At 61.6% G+C, this 5371-nt stretch carries 4 protein-coding genes; 2 read left to right on the forward strand and 2 right to left on the reverse strand.

Features of this window, described 5'->3' with window-relative positions:
* Window positions 1–2169: single-stranded-DNA-specific exonuclease RecJ (gene recJ / locus NW819_RS04780; RefSeq protein ID WP_414413052.1), on the reverse strand; the 2169-nt coding region annotated here is incomplete at its 3' end.
* A gap of 112 nt (window positions 2170–2281) precedes the next feature.
* Here recJ and NW819_RS04785 point away from each other — a divergent pair.
* Together NW819_RS04785 and NW819_RS04790 are read left to right on the forward strand one after the other, a co-directional pair.
* Complete coding sequence (locus tag NW819_RS04785) at window positions 2282–2710, forward strand: hypothetical protein (RefSeq protein ID WP_414331038.1); 429 nt, start codon at window positions 2282–2284, stop codon at window positions 2708–2710.
* A 204-nt stretch (window positions 2711–2914) separates the two neighbouring features.
* The gene (locus NW819_RS04790) at window positions 2915–4237 is read left to right on the forward strand and encodes an SPOR domain-containing protein (RefSeq protein WP_414413053.1); all 1323 of its coding nucleotides are present in this window, start codon (window positions 2915–2917) and stop codon (window positions 4235–4237) included.
* A 317-nt stretch (window positions 4238–4554) separates the two neighbouring features.
* On the opposite strand, the gene NW819_RS04795 is transcribed toward NW819_RS04790, so the two are convergent.
* Window positions 4555–5371 (reverse strand): DsbA family protein (locus NW819_RS04795; protein WP_414413054.1); only part of this gene is annotated, 817 nt, incomplete at its 5' end.

The following is a 5371-nucleotide window of genomic DNA, read 5'->3' on the forward strand; positions in this document are numbered from 1 at the left end:
GCGATAGCGGGCCGTAGGCCTTGAAGACAAGACCAGCGAGGGGCGGCGGAAGCCGTAGAACAGGATGGTTCCCTGCGCCTGAGGCCAGAGGACAGAAAATCGGTCTACAGCTTGCCAACGCAAAGGCTGGGTGGGCTGGGGGGTGGGGCGCCAGATCAACAGAGGTGAGGGCTCCGCCCTGCCCTGGGAGGGGGTAGAAGGCTTGGGGTTGAGCATCGAAGAAACGGTGTCCAGAATGGGAGCCTCGCTCGCGTCAGGGGTCTCGAGAGGGGGGTTGCCGGCAGTGGCAGCCTCTTGGGCAGGTTGGATCCCGAGAATTTCCAGCTCCAGTTGGGTTTCTCCCTGCCATGTTTTGGCCTTGAGGGTGTAGGCTACATCAACTCGCTCCGGCAGCGGATGGGTTTCCGCTCCCCGCCAACGGATGGCCCAAAGAGGGCGCTGGGGCTTCGCGTTTGTGATCCCCACCAACGCATCGGTGATGCTGGCCACTCCGCGGTCATCACTGGGGGTTTTGGCGGCTGAGTCGCTCCTGCCCGGACAAGAGGACTCCGTCCGAGTAGCACGTAACCCATGGGAGCGTTGCGTAGGGAGAGCAGGATCCCGGAGCAGCAGCTTCAGGTGGCCGGGAACTGGGCCAAATCGCTGCTGTTGCAGAACCTGCAGGTTGCGGCTGCAGAAGACCGGCTCAGGATTGCCGATGCCACAGGGCTGCAGATGCTGGAGCTCTCGATAGAGGTCAAGGGTGAGATCTGACAGCGACACTTCGGCATCGATTTGCACCAGCGGCTGGATCTGCTCCGGCTGCAACTGCTGTTGGGCAAACTGCCGCAATCGTTCTTCAAAAAAAGGCCAGTCTTCTGCTCTCAGGCTAAATCCCCCGGCAGCGGGGTGGCCGCCGTGCTTGGTGAACAGATCCTTGCAAAACTCCAACGCTTGAAACACGTCAAACTCGGGGATCCCCTGCCGCGCCGAGCCGCTGATCTCCCCTTGCCGCGACTGGCTGCCGATGAACACCGGACAGCCAAAACGCTCTGCCAACCGCGAGGCCACAATGCCGATCACCCCTTTATGCCATTTCTGCTGAGGGGATCCCAAAATTGTTAACACCCGCTCCTGTTGCAGATCTCGGCCTTGCTGGGCAATTTGCTCGAGGGCTTCTGCCTCGATGCGCCCGCACATCTGCTGCCGCACCTGGTTGAGCCGTTCGCAGCGGCGGGCCAGTTTCTCTGCCTGCAGGGGATCGTCGGTGGTCAGCAACTGGATCCCCATTCTCGCCCGGCCAATTCGCCCAACGGCGTTGATGCGGGGCCCCAGGCCAAACCCAATCCACTCAGGCCGCAGCCCCTCCAGGGATCCCTGCATGCCCATCACCTGCAGAAGGGCGCGGATCCCTGCCACCTGGGAGGTGGGCAAGAGGTGCAGCCCCTGCCGCACCCAAAGGCGGTTAACCCCCGTCAGCGGCGCCAGATCGGCAATGGTGCCCACAGTAAACAGTTCCAGGGCCACCCGCTGCAGATGGCCATCACCACGGCGCTCGGCCAGCGCCTGGGCCAGGAGGTAGGCAACTCCCACCCCGGCCATCCCCCGATAGGGAGAAGAAACGGGGAGCTGCTTGGGATTGAGGATGGCATCGGCAGGGGGCAACTGGGGCGGCAAATCGTGGTGATCCGTCACGATTACCGTCAAGCCCAGAGCTTTGGCCAGTTGGATGGGCTCGTGGGCGGAGATGCCGTTGTCCACGGTGAGAATGAGGCGCACCCCCTCTCGGTGCAGCTCTTGTACCATGCGGCTGTTGAGGCCATAGCCCTCCGTCATGCGGCTGGGGATGCGGTAATGCACTGGAGCGTCCTGCAAAGCCCGCAGCAGCAGGGCCGTGCTGGTCATGCCGTCGGCATCGTAGTCGCCGCAAATGGCGATGGGCTCTTGTCGGCGAATCGCCCCGTCCAGCAAGTCCACCGCCAGGGGCAAATCGGCAAAATCCCGGCTGGGTGGGGGCAGGTGGGCGGGATCCGGCTGCAGGTACTGCTGCACGGCAGCAGGGCTGGAGAGCCCGCGATTGAGTAAGATCTGAGCCAATATGGGCGAGATCCCCACTGCCTCGGCCAAGCTCTGGGCAGTCAACTTGTCCACAGGATGAAACAGCCAGCGTTGAGCAGGGATCCCGGCCATAGGGAAGGGCGGGGCTTGGATGGGGATAGAGGGTAGGCAGTGCTACAGTTGGCCTATAGGGTATCCTTTTGACGTTAGCTCAAAACGCTCCTCTGAATCTTTCCTGCCGCCGATGTATTCTCTGCTGCTTACCTATGGTCTTAACCCGCTGACAGGCTTAAAGCTGTTGGTCAAGTCCTCTGAGCAGACCTCTCTGTGGACACTGGCCCAGCAGCTTTGGGGCCGCCCCGGATCTCGGCGACGCAGGCCGCGCCTACAAATCTCGTTAGGCCGCTTGGTGCCAGAGCAAACCGAGCACTTGTCCAAGTTGGAAGTGCTGCTGCGTCTGCGGTTTTTCATTGCCCTCGAAGCGGAAACTCCAGAGAGTGCTGCCCACCACTGTCGCGAACGGTTCTTGCTTCCTTCCGGCCAGGGATCTGCCATTCAGCTTGCCCGCTACACAGAGGGCTCGCAGCAGTACAAGACGGAGATCATCCGCTTTGCCCTGGGGGGATCCCGCACCCTTGTGGCGAGGACTCCATCCCGCCGCCGTCGCCTCTGAAACAAACTCCCCGACAAGCCATAGCGATAGAGTCTTGCCAGCCTGTCTATACTGGAGATGCACTAGATCTGTGTTTCTCCCGTGAACCCAACTGGGCTGCATCTTTGCGGTGGCAGTGCGGAGCATTCTATCGGTGGTGGGCGGCATCTGCAAGCCCATCCCTGGCACAGCCTTGCCCAAACTTCGGCTTACGCTAGCTTTGAGTTGTCCTTCCCGCAAGGGGTGAACTGCGAGCTCTGGCACTGTGGGGGATCCCCGCAGGCCCAGGCAAAGACTCCATCCCGGATGCAGAGGTTTGAGTTGCCGCCAATCCCGCCAGAGGAGATGGATCCCATGTGCAACGCCCGTAAGGACTACGGCTGGCTAAAGTGCTCCGCACTCCTGTTGCCAGCGCAACCGGCCCTCTTTGCCGGATCCCTGGCGGCCTTTGCCCTTGTGCTCCACGCCGTTAATGGGAACGTCCTGCCGGCTGCTTTGGCCCTGACCCGTTACCAAGTGCATGTACTGGCGGATGGGGCGGCGGAGTTGGCTCAGGTGCGCACCCAGGTGCCGGATGCCTATTTTGTGCAAGGGGATGGGCAGGTTTTCATTCTGGCGGGGACATTCATCAACCGTAGCCATGCTCAACGCCGTCAGGCCGACTTGGAACGGCTGGGGTTATCGGTGCGGGTGGTGAGCCGCCAAGAGACGGATCCCCCTCTGCCCCCTGCTTTTCCTGCCCAAGCAGCACCCAGCCGCCCTGCTGCCAGCTCAAAAGCCTCTGTGCCGCCGACGCCAACCGCTCCGCCCTTGGATCCCCAGCGTCCCTTTGCCACTCACGTGCCCAACCCCACCGGTGATCCCCGTTTGGAAGAACGGGTGCGCCGCTTCTTTCCAGGAGCCACTGTGGTGCAGTACCGCGGCCAGGTTGCTTTGCAAACGGGAACCTTCTCCCGCCTGTCGTTGGCCCAGGATCAAGCCCGCTGGCTAACCGCTCAGGGGTTACCGGCAGTGGCGGTGTCGCTGGTAGGAGAAAATGCGGGCCAGGATCCCATCTCCAACCCAGCACAAGGAGAGCGCTATTGGGTGTTGGTGGCCGATCCCACCGGGGAGAAATGGCCTGCGCTAAAACAACTCCTAGAGGGATCCCTGCCCTTGATCTACGATGACCTGCGGGTGGTGCGCACAGGTGGGTTTGCCGACCCTGCTGCTGCCGCCGAGCAGGTGCGTTACTTGGCCGGCCAAGGCTATGAAGCGGGGATCTTCCCCGCCGATCTGCGCCGCTCTCAGCCTCTTTTGCAAGCGGATCCCGTCTCCTCCTCGCCTGCCCAGGCTGTTCCTCCTGGGGAAGAAGGTGGCAGCGGATTTTGGGTGGTGGTGCCGGCTGGGGAAGAGGCCCTACCCAAGCTGCAACAGTTTGCCCCTGATGCCTTCCTGCGGGGCTCAGTGATTCAGGTGGGCACCTACCGGCAACGGGCCAACGCCGAACAGGCGCGGCGCTCTCTGGCCGAAGCAGGGTTCGATGCCCGCATCCTGCCCGTGGAGTAGCCGAGACCCCCTTCCGCCATCAAACGCTCTCCTCCTTCCCTGCCGTTGGGGATCCCCATTCGGCCCAAATGGCGACTTGGGTGAGTTTCTGCTTTTGACATACTCCCCACCCTACTGGCTTGTCAAAGCCTACAGCCCGCTTGGGCGAATAGAGCGGTTGACTACCCTGCCACTGCCCTGAGCTTACCGTAAAGCCCTCCTCAAGGACGGAGCGTTTGGGCAACTGGGCGAGGCTGGTAAGAAGGATAGGCCAGCCGTTGCACCACCTGTTTGCAATACACCACCTGTTTCAATAGCAGTGCGGAGCACTTTCCCGGCTAGAGGGCTTGCTTAGCCTGCTGCAGCGTCTGCTCAAACACCTCCAGCGGCTGCGCACCGGAGAAGGCAATGCCGTTCAAGATGAAATGGGGAGTGCCACCGATGCCCAGTTGAGAGGCCAAGTCAATATCTCGCTGAATGGCGCGTTCTGCCGCCCGACTGCGCCGATCCCGATTGAATTTTTCTATATTCAGGCCCAGCTTCTCAGCAGTGGCCACATAAAACCCATCCCCAAGCTGAGATTGGTTGGCAAACAGCTCGTCGTGAAACTCCCAGAACTTACCTTGACGTTGGGCGGCCCAAGCAGCCCGGGCAGCCGACATCGCTTCTGGGTGGATGCTGGTCAGGGGCAGGTGCTTGTACACCAAGGTCACCTCATCCCCGTGGTCGGCCATGAACTGCTTGAGGGTGCTGTGGGCGCGGGCGCAGAAGGGGCATTGAAAATCGGAGAACTCCACCAACACTAACCGCAGAGCGTCGGATCCCAGTCGAGGGGAATCTCCGATGACGGCGCGTGGGTTCTCCCGCAGTTGACGGCCAAATTCTTCCGCCAGCCGCTGCTGTTGTTGCTGCTGCTCCTGGTACTGTCGCTGCTGGTATTCCTGTACGGCCTCCAGAATCACCTGGGGGTTCTTTCGAATGATCTGCAGCACCTGCTCTTCCAAATCTGCCGGGACAGCCGCCGCCGCTGGTAGGAAAACCGGAGCTCCACTTCCCACTCCCAGCAGAACCGTCAGCCCGAACAAAAGTCCAGCCCGGGCCAAGCTCCGCCCCCAAGCGCGAAAAATCCTCACCAGCCTATGCATCCCAACCCCC

Source organism: Synechococcus sp. R8-2, assembly GCF_047461715.1.
GTDB lineage: Bacteria > Cyanobacteriota > Cyanobacteriia > Thermostichales > Thermostichaceae > Thermostichus.

What these genes read in the sequence shown, in the direction of transcription:
- NW819_RS04785 (WP_414331038.1), top strand. Translation starts at nt 2,282, where the DNA reads ATGTATTCTCTGCTGCTTACCTATGGTCTTAACCCGCTGACAGGCTTA.